Source organism: Actinomyces radicidentis, from assembly GCF_001553565.1.
Classification (GTDB): domain Bacteria; phylum Actinomycetota; class Actinomycetes; order Actinomycetales; family Actinomycetaceae; genus Actinomyces; species Actinomyces radicidentis.
This window is the reverse complement of sequence record NZ_CP014228.1, coordinates 2,141,697-2,163,898: the sequence shown is the minus strand read 5'-3', so window position 1 is coordinate 2,163,898 and position 22,202 is coordinate 2,141,697. Positions and strand designations below refer to the sequence as shown.

The following is a 22,202-nucleotide window of genomic DNA, read 5'->3' as shown; positions in this document are numbered from 1 at the left end:
GCGACGGGGCCGGGCCGGGGGCTCTCGGTGAGCGTTCCGCCCCGGCCCCGCGCTCTGCGCGCTCGGGCCGCGCGCCGTCAGGCGGTCGGCTGGTCCGTGTAGGTCGCGGTGTAGCGGGCGGTGCGCTCGTCGTCGATGACTCCGTCCCAGTCCAGGCCGTAGCCGAAGGCGTAGGCGTAGGCGTGGCCAGCGGCGTCGGTGTGGGGCTCGTAGTCGAAGGGCAGGTCCTCGGCGTGCGCCTCGACCGTCTCCATCGAGGCGGGCAGGGTAATCGGCAGGAGGCCGCTCGGCTCGAAGCCGCCGCGCAGGAGCTCCCAGACGTTCTCCTGCTGGACGCCGAAGTCGACGACGATCGCGTCGGCGTAGGGCTCGAGCTCGGCGAGGACGGCCGGGTTGTGCATGCGCACGACGACGATGACGGGCTTGTCCCCCATGGCCTCGCGGGCGGCGAGGACGGCGTCGAGGTCGGACTCGTTGAGGGCCGTGGCGGTCTTGCCCCGGTAGGAGCGGTTCGGGTGCTCCGCCTCGCGGTAGTCGCCCTGGACGAGGGACTCCGCGCGGGCGGTGCTCGCCGTGTAGGGCCGGTACTGGAGCGAGATCGGCAGGTAGCCGTTGCCGCCGTTCTCGCGGTCCTCGATCGAGTAGGGGTCGGTGAGCGGGGACTCGATGAGGACGACGGCGGCGTCGGCCTCGGCCGGGTCCTCGGTGCGCTCGTAGGAGCTCGAGGCTGCGACGTAGGGGTCGATGTCGCGCGCGGGCTTGGGGAAGCGCATGAAGCCGACCCCGGCGTCGACGTGCCTGGTGGGGACGTGGACGCGCGCGACGTCGTCGCCGAGCGGCAGAACGGGGGCGCCGTCAGAGCCGTTCTTGAGCAGGACGGGGCTGTCGCGCTGGGCGGCGGGGGCGGCGTCGGCGAAGGGCTTCGAGCCGACGACGGCGGTCGAGACGGCCGGGTCGAGGTAAGGGTTCTCAAAGAGGCCGGCGCGGAAGAAGGTGCGCAGGAGGCGGGTGGCGCTGGCCTCGAAGCGGGCGCGGGCCGCCTCCTCGCCGTCGCGCTCGGCGATGATGCGGAAGGCCTCGATGACGGGGGCGGCCTCGGAGTTGCCACCGAACTGGTCGACGCCGTTGTCGATGGCGAGGGCGTGGCGCTGGGCGACAGTGAGGTCCTCGACGCCGTAGCAGCGCTGGCCGAAGCTGCCGATCTCGGGGTCGGGGTCCGCGGTGATGCCCCAGTCGGTGCAGACGACGCCGTCGTAGCCGTAGCTCTCACGGAGCATGTCGTGGACGATGGTGCGGTTGTAGGAGTTGGCGCGGCCGGTCTCGGCGGTGCCGTCGGTGGCGGCGGGGTCGTTGGTGCGCTCGCCGTCGGGGGTCTCGTAGCCCACTGAGATCGTGTAGTGGGGCATGACGGCGCTGGCGGTGCCGGTGGGGCCGTCGAGCTCGAAGGCGGCGCCGATGAAGCTGCGCAGGTGGTCGGCCTCGTTGCGCCCGGGGTAGACGGCGAACTTGCCGAAGCCGTAGTGGGCGTCGCGGCCGGCCTCGCCGGAGCCGCCGCCGGGCCAGTGCTTGACCATGGTGGCGACGCTCGCGGAACCCCAGCCGGCGTCGGTGGTCGAGGGCACGGCGTTGGGGATGCCGAAGGCGGCGCCGGGCTGCTCGCCGGCGGGCTCGGAGGTCTGCATGCCGTCGCAGTAGGCGCGCGTGTAGTCGCTGACGAGGCCGGAGTGGGGGCCCCAGGTGTCCTGGAGGCGCATCCAGCGGGGCTCGGTGGAGATGTCGATCTGGGGACCCAGCGCGGTGGTGATGCCGAGGGCCCGGTACTCGCGGGAGATGATCGCGGCGTACTCGCGGACACGGTCGGGGTCGAAGAGGGCGGCCATGCCGAGGCCCTCGGGCCAGCGGGAGACGTCGGCGGCCTGGGTGGCGAACTCGGCGCCGGTGGCCTCGGCGGCGCCGTTGCGGGGGTCGGTGGAGGTGTTGACGGGGACGCCGAGGCCGGTGGACTCGGCGAGGGCCTGGAGGGCGTTGTTCCAGCGGGCCGCGGTGTCGGTGTCCTGGAGCGTGATGGCCAGGACGTGTCGGACGTGGTCCTCGGTGAGCATGGTGCGCTGCTGGTCGGTGAGGGACCAGGCGGGGACGCCGGCCTCGGCAAAGGTCCTGCCGCCGGAGTAGGTGCCGGGGAAGGGACCGTCGCCGTGGTTGGGGACGGGCTGGTGGGGCGAGTAGAGCATGAGGCCGGCGATCTGCTCGACGCTGAGGCGGCCGGCGAGGTCGGTGGCGCGCTCGTCCGCGGTCAGGCGCCAGTCCTCGTAGGGCAGGAGCTCGCCCGTGCGGGCGAGGTCCTTGAAGAGGTGGCCGTCGACCTCGATGACGGGCGCGGAGGTGGTGACGAGCTCGGGGCCGTCGGCCTGCGGGTGGCGGGTGAGGGCGGGCTCAGGGGTGCCCGCGGTCGGGGCAGGCGTACCGGTGGGGATCTGGACGGGCTGGGCGGTCACGGGTGGCTCCTTCGCGGTGCGACGACGACGCAGCGTGCGCTGGGCCAAGGATGGCACGGTCGGACGCGCGATTTCTACCGACCGGTTGACATTCAGTGGCCCTGTGCTTCCTCGGCGTCGTCGGTGAGGTAGGAGATGGTGCGGACGACGTCGAAGGGTGCGGTGGTGTCGGTGGTGGTGATGGTGCCGGTGACGGGTTGGGTGTCCTGGCCGTCTGGGGTGAAGGTGGCCGTCCAGGTGGTGGTGAGGGTGATCGTGACGTCCTGGGCGGTGGAGGCGTAGCGGTGGGTGACGGTCTGGTTGGGGTAGGCGGCGCCGGGGTCCGTGGTTGTCGTGGTGGTGCCGTCGCCCCAGGTCCAGGTGTAGCTCGTGGGTGTCGCCTGGACGGTGACCGGGGTTGCGTTGACTTGGGTGGTCAGGGTGCGTGGGGCGTCGGTGGTGTAGACGATGGCGTCGAGGTTGACCAGGACCTGGCTGCCGGGTGGTTGGCGGGTGATGCCGGAGCCGTCGACGAGGAGGTGGGAGACGTCGGTGCTGGTGATGACGATGGGCTCGGGCGCCCGGGCGGCTGCCGCCGCTGCCGCGGGCTGGGCGGGGTCGGCGGGGTCGGCTGGGGTCGCGGTGGGGACTGTGCGGGTGCAGCCGGCCTGGCGTGCGCCGCTGGAGGTGGAGATCTGGGCTGGGGTCAGGCAGGGCAGGCCGGCGGCCGAGATCGTGGACTCGACCACTGAGCGGGGACCCACGTAGTGGCTCTTCGGGGCGGAGACGTAGGTGCTCGCAGCGCTCTGGTACGAGTAGGAGCCCGTCGGGACTTCGCCGACCGATGTGTATGGGCCCGTCAACGGCGTAAGTGCCTGAGGAGTTCCTGAACTCTGAGTTGTCGAATCTTCCGAGACAGCAATGGTGTCGTTCTCGCCTCGACCGGAAAACGCGGTGGGCAAGTGAGCCGTCATTCCTCCTGGACTTACGAACGGAGTGACTAGGACTGCAACTGCCACAGTCGACAAGAGCTTGGCAATCACTTGAACTCGCCGACCTGGAGGATCCATGCGCTGCCGCTCCAGAGAAACCTCCCTCGGAAGACCTGATCTTCCGCTGCCGAATCCGATTCCGTGGTCCCGTCGCCGCGGTAACGGACCATTTTGTCGGAGTCGAGAGTCAGCTCAATGATGAGCGTTCCTGCGTCGTCAGTTTCTGTCGAGCGTGCCGTCTTTATCGTCTGGGTCCACGGATCGCCCCAGCCGCCTTCGGCGTGCAATTCCCTTACGTAATTGGATACCGATGAGCAGAGCTTCGATGTTGGCTCGCAAGTCGCGTCCCACTCGGTGAGGTCGCCGGTCGCGTAGACGTAGGGGTAGAGGCTGATGAAGTACTCGGCCGCGGCCACCGCGCCCTCGGGGGAGTTCTCGCTCATCTGCGCGGGCTTGTCCGGAGCCTCCATGGCGAGCGCCGTCGCCCGAAGGGCTGCGTCCTCCGCCGACAGGGAGACGGCCGCCGTGGCGCTCTCGCTCGCCTGCACCGAGGCGGCGACGTCATAGGGATCCACGCTCGGACTCGGCAAGGACCCCGTCACCGTCCCGTCGCTCGAGCACGCCGCCGCGCTGGCGGCTAGGGCCGTCGCCACGGCGAGGGCGCTCGCGCGCCGCCGGCGCGTCGCCGTCGCCGGCGTCGGGGCGTGGGCGGTCGATCGGGAGAAGGGGAGCACGGGGGCCTCCACCGTTGGGGATCTCGGGCAGTGTGGGGGCGCGACCCGTCGCCCGAGCCAGGAGAGCCGGCGACCGGTCGCGCTTGCGTGACCATATCGAGACCTTCCTGCCCGCAGCCACCGTCCTGCCGCACCCTGTGGAGAACCTGCGGCCCTTTGCGGGGCTCAGGGCTCCACAGCTCTCGAGCTGCCGCCTCTTGAAGGCAGCGCAGTCCTCAGCGCCGCTTCGCGGCCCGCGCCCTCCGCCCCAACACCGCCCGCGCGCCCCTTACCTAACCTGGCACCATGGCCAGCTCCTCCCCCGCGCTCACGCCGTCCCAGCTCGACCGCGCCGAGGGCGTGCTCCTCGCGCAGGCGGTCGGCGACGCGATGGGCGTGCCCTACGAGCCCGGCGACGTCCCGCTCACCGGGGCGCCCGAGATGCTCGGTGGCGGCTACGGCGACTACGCGCCGGCCGAGTGGAGCGACGACACGCAGATGGCGCTCTACGTCGCCGAGGTCGCAGCCACCGGCGCTGACCTCACGAGCGAGGAGGCTCTCGACGAGATCGCCCGCGGCTGGTGCCGCTGGATGATCGAGGACGGCGCGACCGACGTCGGCACCCAGACGCGGCAGGTCATCGGCGCCGTCGCCGCCACCCGCGACGAGCCCGGCATCGCCGCGCGCATGCGGGAGGCCGCCGCCTCACTGCACGCGAGCACGGGCCGCACGGCCGGCAACGGAGCCCTCATGCGCAACGGGATCGTCGGGCTCACGCGGCTGGGCGCCCCGGAGGCGACGGCGGCCGCGGCGCGCGCGGTCGCCGGGCTCACGCACGCGGACCCGCTCGCCGGGGACTCCTGCGTCCTGCAGGCGGAGGTCGTCCGGGCGAACGTCGCGGGCCCGGAGTGGGCGGGGATGCCGTACTCAGGGGCACCGGTGCTGCGCGCGATCGAGCTGCTGCCGGCTGAGCGGCAGGGCTACTGGCACGAGCTCTTCGACGGCGGCGCCTACGACCCGGCCGTGAGGGCCGTGGCGGGCGCGCCGACCTCGGACGGCTTCACGGTGGACGCGCTCGGCAAGGCGGTCCTGGCCTTCACGCAGGCGAACTACTCGGCGCGCGACGAGGGCTTCTTCTCGGTCGACCGGGCGGCGACGTCGGCGCGATGGATGACCGCCGTCCTGCGCCACGCCCTCGAGGGGTCGCAGGACAAGGACACGGTCGCGGCGATCGCCGGGGCGATGGCGGGCAGCTACCTCGGGGCGGGCGCGGTTCCGGCCGAGTGGGCTGACGCGGTCCACGGGCTGCCTCGGCGCTGCGACGGGCTCGAGCGGCGAGGGGCGGACCTGCGCGAGCTCGCCCGGGCGACGGCGCTGGCGGGGCTGGCGTGAGTCGAGGCGGGCGAGCCGGCGTGCACTCGGTGCGCCAGTCGACGCCCGCCGCGCCGCCGGGAGCCTCGGTCCGGTGGCACCGCCGTCGGGAGGACGGCACCACCGGACCGAGGAGCTGTCAGCCCCGGGGCCGGGGCCCTCTGCTGCGGGCCCGGGGGCGGGCTCAGACGGACCTCATCCGGGTCCGGGCGCGACCATGAGGTGCTCGCCGTCGGCCACGACGTGGGTCTCAAGCCCGTAGACGGACTCGATGAGACCGGGACGCAGGACCTCCGCGGGCGCGCCCTCGGCGGCGATCCGGCCTCCGTCCATGAGGGCGAGGCGGTCGCAGGCGCGGGCGGCGAGGTTGAGGTCGTGGAGGGCGACGACGGCGAGGCGTCCCTCCCCCTGCGTGGTGCGCCGTCGCACGGCGTCGAGGACGCCGACCTGATGGGCCAGGTCGAGCGCTGAGGTCGGCTCGTCGAGGAGCAGGAGGCGCGGCTCGCGGACGAGCGCCTGGGCCAGGGCGACGAGCTGGCGCTGACCGCCGGAGAGCCGGGCGAGGGAGCGGTCCGCGAGCGCGGCCGCGCCCGTGCGCTCCAGGGCACTGTGCGCGGCGTCGAGGTCCGCGTCGCTGGTGCGCCACACGGGTCCGCGCCGTGAGGCGACGAGGACGGACTCGAGCGCGGTGAGCGCGGCGTCGCAAGGCAGGCCCTGCGGGGCGTAGCCGATGACCTCGCGCATCGCCTCGCCGGTGAGTCCGTCGAAGGTGATCGTGCCGCGATGACGGCGCAGCTGGGCGAGGCAGCTGATGAGGGTGGTCTTGCCGCAGCCGTTGGGTCCGAGGAGCCCGACGACCTGCCCGGGCTCCCACCGGACGCTCAGGTCGTGGATGACGCGACGCCGGCCGTAGGCGAAGGACAGGTCTCGTATCTCGAGGCTCATGCTCCTGCCCTCCTGCGCACACCGACGCGTCCGAGCACGATGGCGAGGAAGACCGGGACGCCCACGAGCGCGGTGACGATCCCGACGGGAACGGCAACGCCGGGCACGAGCACCTGGGACAGGACGTGCGCGCCGGTGAGGAGCGCCGCGCCGCACAGCATCGAGGCGGGGATGAGGAAGCGCTGGTCCTCGCCGACGAGCCCGCGAGCCACGTGGGGTCCGACGAGCCCGATGAAGCCGATGACGCCGACGAAGGCGACGGAGAGCGAGGCGAGGACGCACACGCCGACGAGCCCGCGGGTGCGGGTGCGCCCGACGTCGACGCCCATGGCTGCGGCGCGCTGCTCCCCGAGGCTGAGGGCGGTGAGGCGCCAGCCGTTGACCCAGAAGGCCGGGGCGACGACGGCGAGGGCCGCGCCGACGGTCCACACCGCGTTCCAGCGTCCGCGCATGAGCGAGCCCATGGACCAGAAGACGATCTGCTGGAGGCTCTCCGTGGACGCCCGGTACTGGACGAGCGCGAGGAGCGCCTGGCAGCTGAGCACCAGGGCGATGCCCAGCAGGACGGTCGTCTCCCGTGTGACACCGGGCATCCGGGAGACCAGCGAGATGACGAGGGAGGCGGTGAGGCCTCCCGCGAGCGCAGCCGCGGGCACGGTGGCGCCGGGGTGGAGCGGGAGGGCGAGACCGGCGCTGATGGCGAGGGCCGCGCCGAGCGCCGAGGCGGCGGAGACCCCGAGGGTGAAGGGCTCGGCGAGCGGGTTCTGCAGGAGGACCTGCATCTGCGCGCCGGCGAGCGAGAGGGCGGCGCCGACGAGGACCGCGAGGACCGCGGGCGGCAGCCGGAGCTGGCGCACGACGTCGTCGGCGCTGGGGTCGGCGCCCGGTCTCAGGAGGGAGCGCAGCACGTCGTCGGCGCCGAGCGGCAGGGGCCCGACCATGAGCGCTAGGACGAGGCCCGCGGCCACGACGACGGCGAGGCCGATGAGGATGGCGGCCCTGCGGGCGGTGCGTCGGCGGTAGGAGGCGACGGCGTTCACCTCACAGCCCGATCGCGAAGACGCCCTGCGCCTTCCAGGGCATGAAGCGCTCGTGGAAGTCGGTCCAGACGGCGTCGGGGTCCAGCGACTTGAAGGCGTCGGGGCTCTGCCAGGCGGCGAAGGCGAGGTAGGCGAGGAAGTTGTAGGGGGCGTCGTAGAGCTGGTGGTAGATGCCGAAGACGCGCTTGTTGGCGAAGGCGGAGAGCCGGTCGAAGCCGGGCTGGTCGCGGAGCTGGTCGAGGCTGGCGCGGGCGGCTTCGGCGTCAGCCTCGTAGCCGAGGTGGACGTAGCTGGTGGCGGCGGTGTCCTTGCGCTTGAGCTCGCCCCACTGGCCGCCGGTGGCGATGATGACCGCCGGGTCCGAGGCGATGACCTGCTCGGGGGTGAGGACGCCCTCCTGGCCGGAGAGGAGCTCGTCGGCGATGTTGGTGCCGCCGGCGGCGGTGACGATCTGACCGAGGTTGGACTCGGCGAAGGTGGAGCAGGGGTCGGACACGCCGGGGCTGCGCCACAGGAGGGTGGTGGAGCGGTCGGTGATCTTCTTCGCGGCGGCGAGGACGGGGTCGACCTGCTCGTGGTAATAGCTGACGAAGCGCTCGGCCTCGTCGCGGCGGTCGACGAGTGCGCCGATGAGCCGGACGGAGATCTCGGTGTTGCGGGCGGGGTCACGGCGGAAGTCGGTGACGACGTAGGTGAGGCCCTGTGCGTCGAGCTGGTCGGTGAGGCCTGCGCTGCGGGCCGCCTCGTAGGCGTCGAGGCCGAGGAGGATGACGTCGGGGCGGTGGGCGACGAGGGACTCGACGGTGAGGTCACCCGCCTGGACGGAGCCGATGGTGGGCAGGTCGGCGGCCTCGGGTGCGGCGGTGAGGAGCCGGTCGTAGAAGTCGGGCGCGGCCTTCTGGAGGTCCTTGCCCCAGGCGACGACCTTGTCGAGGGGCTTGGTCTTGTTGAGGAAGGCGAGGGAGTAGGAGTGCCGGGACTCGCCGAGGACGATGCGGGAGGGCTGTGCGGCGAAGGAGATGGCGCGGCCTGCGACGTCGGTGAGGGTGAAGGAGCCGTCGGCGGTGGGGACCCCCTTGGCGGCGTCGGCGGTGGCGGTGGTCGTAGAGCCGGAGGTGCCCTCGGGGGCGGCGACGGTCGGGCTGGGCTCGCGACGGCGGGCGGGCTCGGCGCTGCCGCAGGCGGCGAGGAGGGCGGGCAGGGGCAGGGCGAGCAGCATGGTTCGGCGTCGCACGGGTTCTCCTTGGGATCGTTCCGGATGGACAACTCAGAAGGTTAGCGTTACCTAACACTCCCCCGCAAAACGGTTATACCGATGATCAAGGCCGCTTTTGGCAAGGCCTGTGCGGCGGACGGCCAATGTCGACTCGCGCGCGCGACGGCGCCGGCGAGGCTCAGTCGCCGACACCGTGCTCGCGAAGCCAGGCGGCCGTAGCCTGCCAGGCCCTGCACCCCTCGGCCACTGAGATCACGATCTCGTAGGCGTCATCATCCTCGACGTCGAGGTCGACGCCGTTGAGCCCGAGGAAGACCACCATGGAGAGCCAGCCGAGGCGCTTGTTGCCGTCGATGAGCGGGTCGTTCCTGACGATGGACTCGAGGACGACTGCCGCCTTGTCCGCGAGCGCCGGGTAGACCTCCTCCCCGTACAGGGAGGTGGCTGGCCGTTGGGCGGCAGAGGCGAGCAGACCGAGGTCGCGCACCTGGAGGACGCCGAGGTCGTCCGCGAGCGCGAGCAGGTCCTCCAGGCCGAGGTAGGTGGCACTCATTCGCCCAGGCGCCGCAGGACGTCGGCGTAGCGCTCACGGGCGCGGCCTGAGAGCTCGGAGACGCGGGCGGCGTGGAGGCGGCGATCGGTCCGGCGAGCCGCTCAGACGGTCTGCGGGGCGCCGGTCCCGGCGCAGCGCTCGACGAAGGCGACGACCTCCGCCTCGACCTCAGCGCGCGTCGTCGGCTCGTTGTGGATCTCATGGCGAACGCCGGTCCACACGCGAGTGCGCACGTCGCGCGAGCCGGCGAGCCACAGGGAGTTGGCGAGGGCGTAGGCGCCCTCGCCGAAGTTCCCGGCGGGGTCCTGGGCGCCGGCGATGATGAGGACGGGGACCTCGCGCGGCATGGACTCGGCCCAGGCGGTGCCGTAGCAGCGGCGGTAGAGGTCGCAGAAGGACTTCGCGAAGCGCAGGGACATCGTGGCGCCGAAGTTGTTGAGCGGGTCGGCGGCGTGGTCGGCGACGACGCCCTCGTCGAGGGCGACCCAGGCAGTAGGCGGGACACCCTCGCCGTAGCGGTCGTTGGCGCCGATGAACATGCCGCCGCTGATCCCATCGGTGTCGAGGGCCTCTCCCCCGCGCTCGGCGATGGCGGCGTCGAGGGCCCGCTCCATGGCGGGGTCCTCAAGGCCGCGCATGTGGGCGACGGGCCCGCAGTAGACAGCGCCGGCGATGCCATCGGGGTGCTCGGCGGTGAGGGCGCGGGCGATCATCGAGCCCCAGGAGTGCCCGAAGACGATGTAGGGCAGGTCGGGGAAGCGCTCGGTGACGATGCCACGCAGGCTCTGCTCGTCGTCGACGGCGACGTCGGTGCCGTTCTCACCGGAGTCCTGCCAGACGCCGGACCTCATGGCGGTGGCACCGTGGCCGGCGTGGTCGTCAGCGGCGACGACGAAACCGTGCTCGAGGAGTGTGGCGATGAGGTGGATGTAGCGGCGGGAGTGCTCGCCGAGCCCGTGGATGAGCTGGACGACGGCGCGGGGCTCGCAGGCGGGCGTGTAGATCCAGGCCTGGATCTCGTCTCGGCCGTTGGAGGAGGCGAAGGGGACTTCGTACAGGGCCATGGCTGACCTCTCTATCAGGCGGGTGGACAGCGCCAGGCTACGCCGGGGGCGCCTCGTACGAGGAGGCGACGCGGGCACTCTGGCACCCTCAGGTGCTGAGCCCGGCGACGGCGCCGACGGGCTGTCCCCAGCCGAGGACGGGGCGAGTGGGGAGCGCCGCGAGCTGGTCCTCGGGGACGCCCAGGGCTCGTAGCGCGGGGATCATCGCGGGTACGGCGGCGCGCATGGCGCCGTCGGCGATCTTGACGGCGACGGCGGCCCCGCCGGGCAGACCGAGCGCGAAGAAGCCCTCGGCGCCGTCCTTGGCGATGGAGCCGGGAATGGTGCGCATGATGGCGGTGGCCTCGCGCCCCTCCCCCGCGATGAGGTCGGGGTGGGCGGCCATGGCGTCTGCGACGGCGTGCTCGGGCGTGCCGGGCTCGGCGGCGGTGAGGCGGGCGTAGGCGCGGGCGAGCGAGATGAGCGGGAGCGGGTAGACCTCGGCGCCGCAGCCGTCGCGAGTGACGGTGGCCGGGTCGATCGTGGCACCGGTGAGGCGCTCGACGGAGTCGCGCACGAGGGTGGCGACCGGGCCGTCGTGGTCGAGGTAGCTAGCAGGGTCGGCGCTGAGGGCGACGGCGGTGGCGAGCATGGCGGCGTGCTTGCCGGAGCAGTTCTGGTGGAGGGAGTCGGGCGTCTGGCCGCTGCGGTTGAAGGCGCGGCGCTCGGCCTTCCCGAGGGGCACACCCGGCGTGTTGCGCAGGTCCGCCTCGGTGAGGCCGTAGCGGGCGAGGAGGCTGCGGACGACGTCGAGGTGCTCGGCGCCGCCGTTGTGGCTGGCGCAGGCCAGCGCCAGCTGGCGTTCGTCACCCTCGAGGCCGGCGCGCAGCATCCCGACGGCGAAGAGCGGCTTGAGGGAGGAACGGGCGAAGACGGGGACCTCCGGGTCGCCGGCCGAGTAGGCGACGGAGCCGTCCTGTGCGAGGGCGACGACGGCGCCCAGGTGAAGGGACTCGACGGTCGGGTGCTCGGCGGGGCCGCCGCGGGTGACGGCGGCGACGGGGACGAAGGCGCTGGGGTTCACAGCACTGAGACTACGAGCGGCGGTGCCCGCCCGGCCGCCCGTCCCGACAGCCGTCGCAAGGACGTTCGGCGCATTCTCACAGGCCGCCGTGCTGACGGCCAGGGGCCGCACTCCCCTCCAGAACGTGTCCCGGGTCTCGTACCGTGGAGGGCATGGAACCAGCACGCAGAACACGCACGAAGCAAGGACGCTCCCCGCACCGAGCCGCCACGGCAGTCGCGCTCGGTTCACTCACGGCGCTCGCACTGGCCGGGTGCGGCGCGGGGACCTCAGGGCACGAGAGCGCTGCCCCGGCCGAGAGCACCTCCGCGGCGACGACGGCCATCGCGGGCGGAGCGGAGCCGTCAGGCTCAGCGTCCCCCGCCACCACGCCGCCGGACGCCGCCGTGGAGCCCGACAGCGGAGCGTCCGATGACGGCGCGCCCCAGGTCGACGCGAGCGACGCCGCGGGCACGCAGGTCTCGAGCCCGTGCGCCACCGGCTCCGTGAGCGCTGAGGTGACACCCGCCGAGGGAGGCGGTGCGGCCGGCTCCGTCTACTGGGACGTCGCCCTCACGAACACAGGCTCCGCGGAGTGCACGCTCACGGGCTTCCCCGGGGTGAGCTTCACCGACGCCTCAGGGGCTCAGATGGGCGAACCGGCCGAGCGGGAGGCCGCCGAAGGCGTGACCGTCGCGCTAGCACCGGGCGCCTCGGCGGTCGCACCGCTGAGGGTGACGAATCCCGGGATCATCGCCGGCTGCACGTCCACCACGGCGTCGAGCGTCGTCATCTACCCGCCGAACCAGACGGAGTCACTCACGGCTGCGGCCGAGATCGAGGTCTGCGCGGAGCAGCCGAGCACGACGGTCGGGGTGTTGGCGCAGCGCTCCTGACGGCTCGAACAGGCACGACACCTGGAGCGGGTCTCGGTACCGCGCCTCAGCGACGTCCCTGAGCCCACGCGACCGTCGCGAAGTCCATGTCCGCCAGGGCGACGGTGCGGGTACCGGTGCGCGCGCTGCACGAGGAGGAGCAGGAGGAAGAGAAGTATCGCCGCGTAGGTGGTCGCGAGGGTGACTACCCCAGCAACGAGCCGTCCAGCACGAGGGCGACGACGGCGACCAGGTGGAGGGACTCGACAGTCGGGGGATCGGCGGGGCCGCCGCGGGTGACGGCGACGACTGGGACAAATGAACTTTTCAAAATGAAAACCTATCCTACGTCCATTTCGACTTCACGAACGAATCTCCGCGTAAGCCTATTCGCCCACTACCCTCATTCTCACAGCACGAAGCAACCTCTCCCATGTCTCACGCTCCCGCAATCCATACCCCTGAGACTTCTCACGGAGCAGACGAATACGCAACCCCTGAACTATTCGCGGCTCATACCACCGACGAAACAGGCTACGATCCGCACCACCAACGATTGGCTCGTCGGGCTGAAGATACGCCGACGAGAGTTTGGGGTGCGCCGCACGCCAAAGAGAATACTTTACCCCTCTCGGCAGCCGTCGGAACGATCCCCCCACACCAAGGCGCGAACAACACGCCCGTAGCGGCCTACGCCAATCACCGCGAAGTTCTCGAGCCAGTTCGGCGACAAAATGCGCGTACGTATCTCCCCTGCGACATTGCTCCGCGCGCACAAGGAAAGCCACGAGGAGAATGCGATCATTCCTTTCATGGGCATTGAATTCCGTCGCTTGAACAAAGAGCTCATCACACGGCGTTCCTCCGCTGAGATGAGCCAGCGTCCTAAGTAGCCTGTGATGGCGCCCCACATCAGCACCGAGCACCTCATACAAATCCCGGACCGACCAACGGCTAGACACAAGCGCCTCACCGCATTCGGCAATCAAATCAGTCACGCGACGAACATGCCCTCTCAGTTCAAGACTTGCCTCATACCATCTTTCATCGTCGAATGACACGCGCAACCTTTCGGCCGCATCTCGCTCATCCCGTGTCGCATCAGCATAATGGTGGGCAGACCCAAACGCGACGAGCAAGCAAATATTCCAGTCATGTTGCACCGAGAGCCATTGCTTCCTCATCTCGTGGAGAAACTCCGCATTCGACTCGCGGCCCGACCTCCACGCACGCCACAACGCGAGGACGGAGACGAGCAGCGATGCGAGCGGGATCCCAACCGTCGTTAGTGGGATGCCTTCTACAGTCAATTGAGCCCCCGGAACCTGTCCACGAACTCCCGCAGCTGCTCGACCACGCGATGCTTCTTCTCGTCCAGGGTCCCCTCGCCGCTTGCCGGCCTCCGGAACCTCGAGACCGGCGGCAGCACACGGGTAATCGCGGTTCCCTCGTTCCCGATCTCGGCGTCTCCGCGCAGCGCGGCGTCGACGAGCGCCGTCGCGGCCTCGGCGCGTAGCGCCTCCTCCGCGATGATTCGGGCGAGCTCCTCGTCGCGTCGTTTCGCCACGTACTCCTGCCACTGGGCGTCCAGGTCGCCACGTGCGGAGACTGAGCGGACGAAGTCCTCGATGAGGTCCTTCTTGTTCCGAAGTGACGGGCTGGAGGCGATGGCGCGCTCGATCTCGACCGGGATCTCCCGGTCCTCACCAGTGCCCTGCTGCTCGCGGTGCTTGTCGACGAGCATGAGGATGTAGTCGACGTTGACCTCGACCTGTTTAACGAGCTCGATCTCGAAGACAAGGTCGTCGTTGATGACCTCCTTCTCAGCCTCGTTCCGGGGCCGGAGCTCGTGGTAGAGGTCGACGTACACGCTGCGGTAGTCGGCGAATTCGCCTCGGTCGAGGACGTCCTGACCGACGAAGTCGTCGAAGCTCGTGAGGATGTTGCGCAGGCGCAGGATCTTGCCGAAGAGGGTGATGAACTCCTTCTGGGCGTCCTCGGAGGCGATGACGCCCCCGGGCTCGAACCCGGCCCGCAGCTCAGTAACCCGCTCGATGTACTCCTGCAGGTACTCCTGGTAGGGCTTGAGGAGAACGAGCCCACCGGCCTCGCGGTTCCCGAACAGCGAGATCGCCTCATCGGTCTCGGCCTGGAGGTCGCGGAAGCAGACGATGTTCCCGTAGGACTTGACGGCGTTGAGGATGCGGTTGGTCCGCGAGAAGGCCTGGATGAGGCCGTGGGTGCGCAGGTTCTTGTCGACCCACAGGGTGTTGAGGCTCTTGGAGTCGAAGCCCGTGAGGAACATGTTGACCACGATGACGAGGTCGATCTGCTTGGTGGCGAGCCGCTCCGAGAGGTCCTCGTAGTAGGCCTCGAACCCGTTCGCATCCGTCGAGCAGCTCATCGAGAAGGTCTCGTTGTAGTCCTCGATGGCGCGCTCGAGGAACTCGCGGTCGTCGGCGGTGAGTCCGGCCGTGTCCATCGCCTCGTCGGCCACCACCTCGCCGGGCGCGTCGGCGTTGGGCGCGTAGGAATAGATGATGCCGACAGTGAGCCGCTGGCCCGCAGGAAGCCCGGCCTGCTGACGCTTGAACTCGTCGTAGTAGAGGCGGGCGGCCCGGATGGAGGCGGTAGCGAAGAGCGAGTTGAAACCGCGCACACGCTGCTCGCCGAGGCTGTAGGAGGCGTTGCGGCGGGTCTTCTGGTCGAAGTGCTCGCGGATGTAGGCGACCACCTGGCCGATGCGCTCGGGGGCGAGGAGCGCAGCCTCGGTGTTGATCCCGGAGACCTCGGCGTCGGTGACGCCGTCGGCGGTGCGGATTGTGTCGATGTAGTCGATGTGGAAGGGCAGGACGTTGTTGTCCCGGATGGCGTCGACGATCGTGTAGGTATGGAGTTGGTCCCCGAAGGCCTGGGCGGTGGTGCGCAAGTCGTAGCCGCCGGAGGTACCGGCGTTGGCGGCGAAGATGGGCGTCCCGGTGAAGCCGAAGAGGTGGTAGTTCCGGAAGGCCTTGGTGATGGCGGTGTGCATGTCGCCGAACTGGCTGCGGTGGCACTCGTCGAAGATGAGGACGACGTGCCCGTCGTAGACGGAGTGCTTGCGGTGCCGGCCGACGAAGTTGGAGAGCTTCTGGATCGTGGTGACGATGATGCGGACGTCGGGGTCCTCGATCTGGGCGGCGAGCTGGCTCGTGGACTGGTTGGCGGCGACGGTACCGGCGGCGAAGCGGTTGTACTCCTTGATGGTCTGGTGGTCGAGGTCCTTGCGGTCGACGACGAAGAGCACCTTGTCCACGCCGGCCAGTCCTGCGGCGAGCTTGGCGGTCTTGAAGGAGGTGAGAGTCTTGCCGGAGCCGGTGGTGTGCCAGACGTAGCCACCGGCGGCGATGGTCCCGGTCTGCTTGTTGAGTGCGGAGGTGTTGATGCGCTGGAGGATCGCCTCGGTGGCGGCGATCTGGTAGGGGCGCATCACCATGAGTTTCTTGGCGGTGGTGAGGACGCAGTAGCGGGTGAGGATCGCCAGGATCGTGCGCTTGGCGAGGAAGGTCCGCGTGAAGTCGATGAGGTCCGTGATCGGCTGGTTGCGGGCGTCGGACCACCAGGAGGTGAACTCGAAGGAGTCCGACGACGCCGCCTTGGCCTGCCGGCGCGTGCCCTTGTCCTCGGTGACGTGGTCGAGGCGTGTGGTGTTCGAGTAGTACTTGGTGTGGGTGCCGTTGGAGATGACGAAGACCTGGACGTAGCCGAACAGGCCGGTGCCGGCCCAGAAGGAGTCGCGCTGGTAGCGGTTGATCTGGTTGAAGGCCTCGCGGATGGGCACGCCGCGGCGCTTGAGCTCGACGTGCACGAGCGGGAGCCCGTTGACGAGGATCGTGACGTCGTAGCGGTTCTCGTGGGCGCCGCCGACGGCGACGTACTGGTTGGTGACCTGGAGCCGGTTGTTGTGGATGTTGGTCTTGTCGATGAGGCGGATGTTCTTGGACTCGCCGGTGTCGCGGGTGAGGACCTGGACGTGGTCCTCCTGGATGCGGCGGGCCTTGTCGATGACGGAGTCGTTGGCGGCGGCCACGGAGTGCTCGAGGAAGCGCTTCCACTCGTCGTCGGTGAATCGATAGTCGTTGAGGGCCTCCAGTTGGCGGCGCAGGTTGGCGACGAGCGCCTCCTCGGTGTCGAGGGTGACGTACCCGTAGGCCTGAGCCTGGAGCTGCTTGATGAAGGAGTCTTCGAGCTGGGCTTCGGACTGGTAGCCGATGTCCTCGTGCTTGGCGGGCTCGTACTCGCCAACGACGGTGGCCTCGTCGGTGAGGATGACGGGCTCGATGCCGACGGCGGGGGCTTCGCGCACGCTCATGCGTCCTCCTCATCTGGGGCCGGCGACGACACCTCGGGGGCCGCGTCGCCGAGCCCGCGGTTCTCCCAGTCGGCGTACGTGCCGCCGTCCCAGATCCAGGCGGTGCGGCCGTTGCAGGCGCGGCCGGTGGCGATGGCGCCGGCGAGCGACGGGGACCCGAAGGGGATGTCACGAGTGACGACGGCGGTGTCGCCGTGGACCTGGAGGGACCCGTCGGCGACGAGCTTGGCGTGGCGGGCGCTCATAGCGGCGTAGCTGCGCTGGGTGGCCTCGCTTGAGGCTCGCCCGGTCCAGCGCGGGCTGATGACAGATCCTTCGAGGAGGAGGAACTCGTCTCCGACGACTTCTCCTCGGGCGGTGATCCCACGGCGTGGCACGGAGAGCGTGAAGATCGGCGAGTGCTCGACGGCGGGGGCCGGCGTCTCCTCAGCGATGCTCCGTGCGTTCGAGGTGCGGAGGATGTTGACGCCGAGCACGGGGAGGATGGTGCGGAGCTGGACGAGGAAGTCCTCGACGTCGGACTTCTGCGCCTCGGAGAGCCGTCGCGGTTGGGGCGTCTGCTTGTTGTCGTCAAGGGTGCAGCGCTCAGCGGCAGCAGCGATCTCCAGGAGGCGCGACTCGACCTCGCTCCAGTGACCCTCGTTGAAGGACGCGTCGCGGGACGTGATGAGGACGGCGCGGTCCCACCAGTCCTTCTTGCGGTCGTGGTCGCGGAATCGGTTGGTGAAGGACTCGGTCTTGCCGATATAGCAGCGGAGGTTCTCGACGCAGTCGGGGTCGTCGCCGAGTAGGACGTAGGCGCCGTTGCCGGATGCTTCGGGGCGGTCGAGGAGGCACTTGAGGTCGGAGCGTGGGCCGGCCAGGAGGTGTCCGGTCCAGCCGGAGACGTCGGCGGTTCGTAGGCCGCCTGCCTCTCCGTCAACGAGGAAGAGCTCGATGTGCTTGCCGGTCATGCGTGGTCCTTCCTCTCCGGGAAGGTGAGGAGCTTGTCCCGGTAGTACTCGTACTGCTGGCGACGTGCGACGATCTCAGCGGGCAAGCCTGAGCCTAGGTCGGCGTGAAGTGCCTCAAGGGCATCGAGTTGATCCGCGATCCAGATCTGGCGCTCCTGGTTCGGGACAGGGATCTCAATCCGCCCAAGGCCGTTGGCCCCGAGACGCTTCACCTTTGCACGCGACACGAAGGACTCCTTGGCCCTGTGGTAATGAGGCGTCCGAAAGACGTGCGACACATAACGGGGATCAAGCTGAGACGTGAATGCGAAGGAGTCATCGTGGAATGCGACAGGCACATCTCCAAGCCAGGCGACACCGATACCCACATCCGCAACAGTCTCCCCCACACCGGCAATGATCACATCACCAGGTTTGGCATAGCGCAGGGACGGCGCCAGATCCTTGCGTACAGAAGAAACAGCGTGCGCCGTCGAGGTTCCGTACGTCGTATAGACCTCACCGTAGTGGATCGCGGAGATCCCCTCGCTGACGAAGTCAGCCCGAGTAAACCGACGGCCACGCCTGAGCGCTCCAAGTTCGTCGAGCGGCGCGACGGGCGTCGCACCGTCACGACGCCAGATGATTTCGTCGGCCACGCGGGTGTACTGCCGCCTTCTCTCCTCGAGCTCCGCCTCGAGCTCCGCCTCGAGCTCCGTGAACTGATCCAGGATCCCAACGATCTCACGCTGGATGGACATCGGCGGGACCGGAAAGGGTATCTTCGCGAGATTCACCGCGGACAACTCGATCACCTTCGTACCGAACGCGAAGCGGCGCTTCTGCGCGAAGAAGGCAGGCGTCCGAACGTAATAGGAGAGGAACTTCGGGTCGAGCACATCGGACGACACCACCGTGGCGTGGCCACCCGTGACGGCATCCGAGTCTCCCAACCAGGCAACGGCCTTGCCGACGTCTTCAAGATTCTCGCTAGTGTTGGCGATCACCAGTTCGCCCGGATGCACAGGCTGTAGTGACTCCGCCGCATCCGTCGGCACGTGGGCTTTCGCCGACCTGGTGTAGATGCCATAGCGCGTGTAGATATGACCGTAGTGAATGGCAGGGACGCCGTCATCGGAGAAGGCCGACTTGGGCATTCCGCTCCCGCGTCGCAGCGCAGCAACTTCGCCGAGCGCGCGGAACTCAACACCGTCCGGGCCCAACTCCCGGACCATGTCGTCGATACGGCTCACTTCGCTTCCCCCTCGAGGTCGGCGATGATCGCGTCGATGCTGGCGCGCAACTCGTTCTCGCGCTGGACAATCTGCTGGATGCGAGCGTTCAGCTCGACGATGTCGACCTCCTCGCGTGTGTCTTCCTCCTCAACGTAGGAGGACACCGACAGGTTGAAGCCGTTCTCCGCGATGCGCTCGGCGGGGACCAGCGCGGCGACGTGATCGACATCGGATCGCTCCCCCAGCGTCCCCAGGATCATCGCCTGGTTCTCCGGAGAGAGCTTGTTCTTGTTGCCCTCGCGCACGAACTCCTTCGAGGCGTCCAAGAACAGCACGCTGTTGTCTGCCTTGGATTTCTTGAGCACGATGACGCAGGTCGCGATCGTCGTCCCGAAGAATAGGTCCGGCGGGAGCTGGACGACGGCGTCGACGAAGTTGTTCTCCACCAGGTACTGGCGGATCTTCCCCTCAGCCGCGCCGCGGTACAGCACGCCCGGGAACTCGACGATCGCCGCCGTACCGTCCTCAGCCAGCCAGGACAGCATGTGCATCGTGAAGGCCAGGTCCGCCTTCGACTTCGGAGCCAGCACGCCCGCTGGGGAGAAGCGCGGGTCGTTGATCAGCGTCGGGTCGTCCTTACCGATCCACTTCGTCGAGTACGGCGGGTTGGAGACGATCGCGTCGAAGGGCTCCGCGTCCCAGTGCGCCGGCTCCACGAGCGTGTCCCCCAGCGCGATGTCGAAGCTCTCGAAGTTCACGTCATGGAGGAACATGTTGATGCGGCACAGGTTGTAGGTCGTCAGGTTGACCTCCTGCCCGTAGAAGCCGCCCACGTTGTCCTTACCGACCACGTTCGCGAACTTCAACAGCAGGGAGCCCGAGCCGCAGGCGGGGTCGTATACGCGGTTGAGTCGAGAGCGCCCGTTCGCTGCGATCTTCGCCAAGACCTCGCTGACCTCCTGAGGCGTGAAGAACTCGCCACCGGACTTCCCGGCCGAGGAGGCGTACATCGTCATCAGGAACTCGTAGGCGTCGCCGAAGGTGTCGATCGCCGAGTCTCCGTAGTCGAGATTGAGCTCCCCGATGGCATTCAGCAGCTTGACGAGCTTCGCGTTGCGCTGGGCAACCGTGTTCCCGAGCTTCTTCGAGTTGACGTCGATGTCATCGAAGAGACCGCGCAAGTCCGACTCGGAGCCGGCACCCATCGCTGACGCCTCGATGTTCTTGAAGATCCGCTCAAGGCTCTCGTTCAGGTTCTCGTCCCGGCCAGCACGCTCGCGCACGTTGGCGAAGAGGTCCTCGGGGAGGATGAAGAACCCCTTCTCCTCCACGATGCCGGCGCGGGCGTACTCGGCGTCCTCGCGGGGCAGGAGGCGGTAGTCGAACTCCGGGTCGCCGGCATCGCGCTCGGTGCGGTTGATGTACTCGGTGAGGTTCTCCGAGATGAACCGGTAGAAGAGGAAGCCCAGGACGTAGGCCTTGAAGTCCCAGCCGTCCACGCTGCCACGCAGGTCGTTGGCCACCTGCCAGATCGCCTTGTGGAGCGCGGCGCGCTCGGTCTCCTTGGACACGGGAACCTCTTCGTCGTCGGGAACGCGGGAAACAGTCGGAGTCTGTCACCGATATGCGCCGCGAGACCGCACCACGCTGCGAGCCAGCCGGGCCACTTGCCCCCGCGTTACAGCCCAGAAGCCGAGCGGCGCAGCTTCTGGCTGAGCAGGGCAGAAACTCGGGTCTACCGCCACACACGATGAGGCCCCTCCATCGTCAGGAAACAACCATCCAGGTGTGCTGACCTCGCACGCACCGAGAGCGGCAGATCTCACAGGCGACGACGGTCACACCTTCATTCGAAAGTCGAATAAAGGTCGCGTCACCTCGACCAGAATGCGCTCATGGGCTTCCTCTCCCGCACCTTCGTCCCTCGTTCCGTACGCCGGGGTGTGTCCCTTAGCGTGGTGGCAATTCCCGCGGGGGCCGCTGGTCGAGGTGGCTGGGGGTCATCGCGGGTGTGATTCCGCCAAGAACCATCTGAAGGGACCCGCGATGACCCACCATCAGTCTGCCTTGTCCGCCTTGATCGGGGAACTCCTGGCCGACCCTGAGGCCTCACGCGACGAGATGTTCCGCCGTCTGCTGGCCGCCGGACTGCAGGACCTCATCGACGCCGAAGCCGAAGCGGTGATCGGCGCCTCCCGCTACGAGCGCACCCCGGATCGCATCACGCGCCGCAATGGGACGCGCTCCAAGACGGTGGCGACCACTGCCGGGGAGGTCGACCTGGCCATCCCCAAGCTGCGCCGGGGTTCCTTCTTCCCGTCCCTGCTGTCCCCGCGCAGGAGGGTCGACAAGGCCCTGTACGCGGTGATCGCCACCGCCTGGGTCGAGGGGGTCTCCACCCGCAAGGTCGATGACCTGGTCAAGGCCCTGGGCTGCGAGTCCGGCATCTCCAAGTCCCAGGTCTCACGGATCTGCGCCGACATCGACCAGACGGTCGGTGCCTTCCTGAACCGGCCTCTGGACCACACCTGGTTCCCCTACCTCTACCTGGACGCCACCTACCTCGACGTGCGCGTCGGACACCGCGTCGTCTCCCAGGCCACCGTCGTCGCGGTAGGGGTCTCCGCCGCCGGGCGCCGCGAGATCCTGGGCATGGCCGTGGGCGACAGCGAGTCCACCGACTTCTGGACCAGCTTCCTGCGCTCCCTGCGCGAGCGGGGCCTGGCCGTGTGCGGGCCCTCCCGGCCCGAGGGTGTCGCCCTGGTCGTGTCCGACTCCCACGCCGGCCTGAAGGCCGCCGTCAAGGCGATCCTGCCCGGCGCGGCCTGGCAGCGCTGCCGCGTGCACTTCGCCCGCAACATCACCTCCCGCCTGGGATCAGCACGCTCCAAGCCCGTCAACGCCCTCATCTCCACGGTGTTCGCCCAGACCAGCCCCCAGGCCGTGCGCGCCACCTACCACCAGGTCACCGACTCCCTGAGAGGCACCTTCCCGGACATCGCCGACATGCTCGAGGCCGCCGAGGCTGACCTGACCGCGTTCGCCGCCTTCCCCACCGAGCACTGGAAGAAGATCTGGTCCAACAACCCCATCGAACGCGTCAACGCCGAGATCAAGCGCCGCGCCGACGTCGTCCAGGTCTTCCCCAACCCAGACTCCGTGACCCGCCTCATCGGCGCCGTCCTGCTCGAGCAGCACGAGGAGTGGCAGTACGGCGAACGCCGCTACCTGTCCCAGACCTCCATGCAACGACTCACCCACACCCTCACCAACGACACCCAACCCCTGCCCCTGACCGCCTGAAAGAACACCACAACAAGGGACTTGACCGTACGCCGCGCGGCGCACCCAGTCCGCTCCGCGAAGCGCGTCGTCCGAAAGGCCGTGGTACCGAAGCCC

General features: G+C 69.2%; 16 protein-coding genes. 3 read left to right on the top strand and 13 right to left on the bottom strand.

All coding sequences use genetic code 11. The features are described 5' to 3' along the window. Window positions 1-77: 77 nt before the first annotated feature. The 3 genes from AXF14_RS09230 to AXF14_RS09220 form a co-directional block, all read right to left on the bottom strand. The gene (locus tag AXF14_RS09230; RefSeq protein ID WP_236755471.1) at window positions 78-2,495 is read right to left on the bottom strand and encodes a glycoside hydrolase family 3 protein; all 2,418 of its coding nucleotides are present in this window, start codon (window positions 2,493-2,495) and stop codon (window positions 78-80) included. 92 nt (window positions 2,496-2,587) lie between these two features. Then, entirely contained in the window at window positions 2,588-3,337 is a 750-nt protein-coding gene (locus AXF14_RS14520) for a hypothetical protein (RefSeq protein WP_236755469.1), read from the bottom strand. Window positions 3,338-3,513: 176 nt separating this feature from the next. Next, the gene (locus AXF14_RS09220) at window positions 3,514-4,200 is read right to left on the bottom strand and encodes a DUF6318 family protein (protein WP_067942726.1); all 687 of its coding nucleotides are present in this window, start codon (window positions 4,198-4,200) and stop codon (window positions 3,514-3,516) included. 285 nt (window positions 4,201-4,485) lie between these two features. On the opposite strand from AXF14_RS09220, the gene AXF14_RS09215 reads away from it, so the two are divergent. Further along, a complete protein-coding gene (locus AXF14_RS09215) occupies window positions 4,486-5,571 on the top strand; it encodes an ADP-ribosylglycohydrolase family protein (RefSeq protein WP_067942724.1) in 1,086 nt (361 codons plus the stop codon). A 174-nt stretch (window positions 5,572-5,745) separates the two neighbouring features. Here AXF14_RS09215 and AXF14_RS09210 read toward each other — a convergent pair whose 3' ends face one another. The 6 genes from AXF14_RS09210 to AXF14_RS09185 all read right to left on the bottom strand — a co-directional run bounded on the left by AXF14_RS09210 (window position 5,746) and on the right by AXF14_RS09185 (window position 11,431). Continuing rightward, window positions 5,746-6,495, bottom strand: a complete 750-nt coding sequence (locus AXF14_RS09210) for an ABC transporter ATP-binding protein (RefSeq protein ID WP_067942722.1) — start codon at window positions 6,493-6,495, stop codon at window positions 5,746-5,748. Next, window positions 6,492-7,535, bottom strand: coding sequence for a FecCD family ABC transporter permease (locus tag AXF14_RS09205; protein WP_067942721.1), 1,044 nt, complete (start codon window positions 7,533-7,535; stop codon window positions 6,492-6,494). Before AXF14_RS09205 ends, AXF14_RS09210 begins: the two co-directional genes overlap by 4 nt. 1 nt (window position 7,536) lies before the next feature. Continuing rightward, window positions 7,537-8,769, bottom strand: a complete 1,233-nt coding sequence (locus AXF14_RS09200; protein ID WP_067942719.1) for an ABC transporter substrate-binding protein — start codon at window positions 8,767-8,769, stop codon at window positions 7,537-7,539. 160 nt (window positions 8,770-8,929) lie between these two features. Then, window positions 8,930-9,304: a type II toxin-antitoxin system death-on-curing family toxin gene (locus AXF14_RS09195; protein WP_067942717.1), complete on the bottom strand. Its 375-nt coding sequence runs from the start codon at window positions 9,302-9,304 to the stop codon at window positions 8,930-8,932. Window positions 9,305-9,405: 101 nt separating this feature from the next. Then, the gene (locus AXF14_RS09190; protein WP_067942715.1) at window positions 9,406-10,368 is read right to left on the bottom strand and encodes an alpha/beta fold hydrolase; all 963 of its coding nucleotides are present in this window, start codon (window positions 10,366-10,368) and stop codon (window positions 9,406-9,408) included. An 88-nt stretch (window positions 10,369-10,456) separates the two neighbouring features. Continuing rightward, complete coding sequence (locus tag AXF14_RS09185) at window positions 10,457-11,431, bottom strand: asparaginase (RefSeq protein WP_067942713.1); 975 nt, start codon at window positions 11,429-11,431, stop codon at window positions 10,457-10,459. Between the two features lie 386 nt (window positions 11,432-11,817). Between AXF14_RS09185 and AXF14_RS09180 the strand changes: the two genes are divergently transcribed. After that, window positions 11,818-12,306 carry a DUF4232 domain-containing protein gene (locus AXF14_RS09180; RefSeq protein WP_067942711.1) on the top strand — a complete coding sequence of 163 codons (489 nt, stop codon included), beginning with the start codon at window positions 11,818-11,820 and terminating at the stop codon, window positions 12,304-12,306. Window positions 12,307-13,591: 1,285 nt separating this feature from the next. On the opposite strand, the gene AXF14_RS09175 is transcribed toward AXF14_RS09180, so the two are convergent. Genes AXF14_RS09175 through AXF14_RS09160 form a run of 4 tightly spaced genes read right to left on the bottom strand, consistent with a single transcriptional unit; the run spans window position 13,592 to window position 20,374 of the window. After that, a complete protein-coding gene (locus AXF14_RS09175) occupies window positions 13,592-16,636 on the bottom strand; it encodes a type I restriction endonuclease subunit R (protein WP_067942708.1) in 3,045 nt (1,014 codons plus the stop codon). Next, complete coding sequence (locus AXF14_RS09170) at window positions 16,633-17,589, bottom strand: GIY-YIG nuclease family protein (RefSeq protein WP_067942706.1); 957 nt, start codon at window positions 17,587-17,589, stop codon at window positions 16,633-16,635. Before AXF14_RS09170 ends, AXF14_RS09175 begins: the two co-directional genes overlap by 4 nt. Beyond that, window positions 17,586-18,821 (bottom strand): restriction endonuclease subunit S, encoded by a 1,236-nt coding sequence (locus tag AXF14_RS09165; protein ID WP_067942704.1) that lies wholly within the window; start codon window positions 18,819-18,821, stop codon window positions 17,586-17,588. The genes AXF14_RS09170 and AXF14_RS09165 overlap by 4 nt, the downstream gene beginning before the upstream one ends. Beyond that, the gene (locus AXF14_RS09160; protein ID WP_067942702.1) at window positions 18,818-20,374 is read right to left on the bottom strand and encodes a type I restriction-modification system subunit M; all 1,557 of its coding nucleotides are present in this window, start codon (window positions 20,372-20,374) and stop codon (window positions 18,818-18,820) included. Before AXF14_RS09160 ends, AXF14_RS09165 begins: the two co-directional genes overlap by 4 nt. Before the next feature lie 475 nt (window positions 20,375-20,849). Here AXF14_RS09160 and AXF14_RS09155 point away from each other — a divergent pair, with 475 nt between their 5' ends. Then, on the top strand, window positions 20,850-22,106 hold the full coding sequence (locus AXF14_RS09155) for an IS256 family transposase (RefSeq protein WP_067938833.1): 1,257 nt from the start codon (window positions 20,850-20,852) through the stop codon (window positions 22,104-22,106). Window positions 22,107-22,202 lie beyond the last annotated feature (96 nt).

Bases quoted from the DNA above. Each gene is read 5' to 3' on its own strand.
- AXF14_RS09155 (WP_067938833.1), top strand. From the start codon at position 20,850: ATGACCCACCATCAGTCTGCCTTGTCCGCCTTGATCGGGGAACTCCTG.
- AXF14_RS09215 (WP_067942724.1), top strand. From the start codon at position 4,486: ATGGCCAGCTCCTCCCCCGCGCTCACGCCGTCCCAGCTCGACCGCGCC.
- AXF14_RS09190 (WP_067942715.1), bottom strand. From the start codon at position 10,368: ATGGCCCTGTACGAAGTCCCCTTCGCCTCCTCCAACGGCCGAGACGAG.
- AXF14_RS09195 (WP_067942717.1), bottom strand. From the start codon at position 9,304: ATGAGTGCCACCTACCTCGGCCTGGAGGACCTGCTCGCGCTCGCGGAC.
- AXF14_RS09175 (WP_067942708.1), bottom strand. From the start codon at position 16,636: ATGAGCGTGCGCGAAGCCCCCGCCGTCGGCATCGAGCCCGTCATCCTC.
- AXF14_RS09210 (WP_067942722.1), bottom strand. From the start codon at position 6,495: ATGAGCCTCGAGATACGAGACCTGTCCTTCGCCTACGGCCGGCGTCGC.
- AXF14_RS09170 (WP_067942706.1), bottom strand. From the start codon at position 17,589: ATGACCGGCAAGCACATCGAGCTCTTCCTCGTTGACGGAGAGGCAGGC.